Source organism: Streptomyces sp. NPDC044064, from assembly GCF_056434245.1.
In genome coordinates this window covers 1-1,384 of the sequence record NZ_JBWKFN010000081.1, presented here as the reverse complement: position 1 = coordinate 1,384, position 1,384 = coordinate 1, and the positions used below count along the sequence as shown (strand labels likewise).

The 1,384-nt window shown below is 65.0% G+C and carries 1 protein-coding gene and 1 pseudogene; both read left to right on the top strand.

The window, feature by feature from the left end; genetic code table 11:
* Nucleotides 1-438, top strand: a pseudogene (locus AC07DS_RS46305) (alpha-1,4-glucan--maltose-1-phosphate maltosyltransferase); the annotation flags it as partial.
* On the top strand, nucleotides 435-1,384 hold a 950-nt coding region (locus AC07DS_RS46300), incomplete at its 3' end, for an alpha-amylase family glycosyl hydrolase (protein ID WP_450693275.1). The pseudogene AC07DS_RS46305 and the gene AC07DS_RS46300, both read left to right, overlap by 4 nt.

Genomic DNA, 1,384 nt, shown 5'->3' with positions numbered 1-1,384 from the left:
GACTCGGAGAAGTACCAGCTCAAACCCCGCGACTGGGATACCGCCGCACGCGAGGACCGCACCCTCGCCCCCCTCATCACCCGGCTCAACGACATCAGGCGCCGCAATCCCGCTCTGCGGCAGCTGCGCGATCTCCACTTCCACCACGTCGACAAGGACGAGGTGATCGCCTACTCGAAGCGGAGCGGATCGAACACGGTTGTGGTGGTCGCCAACCTCGACCCCCACCACACCCAGGAGGCAACGGTCTCGTTGGACATGCCGCAACTCGGCCTGGAATGGCACGAGTCGGTGCCGGTGCGCGACGAGCTCACCGGTGAGACCTATCACTGGGGCAGGGCCAACTATGTGCGACTCGAACCTGGCCACAGGCCCGCGCATGTCTTCTCGGTTCTGCGACCGTCCACCCCGCAGATCGGAGGGTCACCCACCATATGATCGTCAACGAGCCCGTCCCGGACACGTTCGAGGACACTCCCGCCAAGGACCGGGACCCGGAGTGGTTCAAACGCGCCGTCTTCTACGAGGTACTCGTCCGCTCCTTCCAGGACAGCAACGGTGACGGCGTCGGTGACCTCAAGGGTCTGACCGCCAAGCTCGACTACCTGCAGTGGCTCGGCGTCGACTGCCTCTGGCTGCCACCGTTCTTCAAGTCACCCCTGCGGGACGGCGGTTACGACGTCTCCGACTACACCGCCGTACTTCCCGAATTCGGTGACCTGGCCGACTTCGTGGAGTTCGTCGACGCCGCCCACCAGCGCGGCATGCGCGTCATCATCGACTTCGTCATGAACCACACCAGCGACCAGCACCCGTGGTTCCAGGAGTCCAGGCGGGATCCGGACGGTCCGTACGGCGACTACTACGTCTGGGCCGACGACGACAAGCAGTTCCAGGGCGCCCGGATCATCTTCGTCGACACCGAGGCTTCCAACTGGACGTACGACCCCGTACGCAAGCAGTACTACTGGCATCGCTTCTTCTCGCACCAGCCGGACCTCAACTACGAGAACCCGGCGGTGCAGGAGGAAATGATCTCCGCGCTGAAGTTCTGGCTGGACCTCGGTATCGACGGGTTCCGCCTGGACGCCGTGCCGTACCTGTACCAGCAGGAGGGCACGAACTGCGAGAACCTGCCTGCGACCCACGAGTTCCTGAAGCGGGTGCGCAAGGAGATCGACGCCCAGTACCCCGACACCGTCCTGCTCGCCGAGGCCAACCAGTGGCCCGAGGACGTCGTCGACTACTTCGGCGACTACGCCTCCGGCGGCGACGAGTGCCACATGGCGTTCCACTTCCCCGTCATGCCCCGGATCTTCATGGCCGTCCGCCGCGAGTCCCGCTACCCCGTCTCCGAGATCCTCGCCAAGACCCCCGCCATCCC